This window comes from Vescimonas sp. (assembly GCF_057856985.1).
Window position 1 is genome coordinate 1 of sequence record NZ_DBLZXX010000047.1, and the last position, 1054, is coordinate 1054.

Consider the following 1054-nt stretch of genomic DNA (forward strand, 5'->3'; position numbering starts at 1 on the left):
CCTTCAAAAACGTATGGGTTTTCTGCGAGCAGCGTCAGGGCGTGATGATGCCCACAACCTTCGAACTGATCTCCGAGGGCCGGAAGCTGGCCAACGAGCTGGGCGTGGAGCTGTGCGGCATTCTGCTGGGCGACAACGTCAAGGGCATCGCGGCTGAGCTGGGCCAGTATGGCGCAGACAAGGTCTATGTGTATGATTCCCCCCTGCTGAAGGACTTCACCACGGATGCCTATACCAAGGTGATCGTGGAGGCCGTTGAGGAGCTGAAGCCCGAGGTGCTGCTGTTCGGCGCCTCCAACATCGGCCGTGACCTGGCTCCCCGCTGCGCCGCCCGCCTGCACACCGGTCTGTGCGCGGACTGCACCCATCTGGACATCGACATGCCCAACTACAAGGGCTTCCTGAAGGAAGCCTCCACGCTGCCCGAGGAGCGCATCGAGAAGCTGGGCACCGTGAAGATCGCCGGTGAGGATCACGATGTGTCCCGCGACCTGAAGATGACCCGTCCTGCCTTCGGCGGTCACCTGATGGCGTCCATCATCTGCCCCCGCTTCCGTCCCGCCATGGCGACCGTTCGCCCCGGCGTGATGAAGAAGCGCGAGTGCCCGAAGAACGTGGAGATCATCGAGCCCAAGTTCGAGCTGACCGCTGCTGACATCCACACCGAGGTGGTGGATACCGTCAAGGCCGCCAAGAAGCTGGTTGACCTGATCGGCGCCGACTTCATCGTGTCCGTTGGCCGTGGTATCTCCAAGGACGTGGAGGGCGGCATCAAGCTGGCCGAGGAGCTGGCTGAGGTGCTGGGCGGCGTCGTGGGTTCCTCCCGCGCCTGCGTGGACGCCGGCTGGATCTCCGCCGACCATCAGGTGGGCCAGACCGGCAAGACCGTCCATCCCAAGGTCTATGTTGCTCTGGGCATCTCCGGCGCTATCCAGCACAAGGCTGGTATGCAGGATTCCGAGTGCATCATCGCCGTGAACAAGAACGACACCGCTCCCATCTTCGAGGTGGCTGACTACGGTATCGTCGGCGATCTGTTCAAGGTCGTTCCCGA

General features: G+C 62.7%; 1 protein-coding gene. It reads left to right on the forward strand.

The genetic code is table 11. The features are described from left to right. The coding region (gene acrA, locus ACZM22_RS11175; RefSeq protein WP_489544126.1) for an acryloyl-CoA reductase electron transfer subunit beta at positions 1 to 1054 on the forward strand (1054 nt) is incomplete at both ends.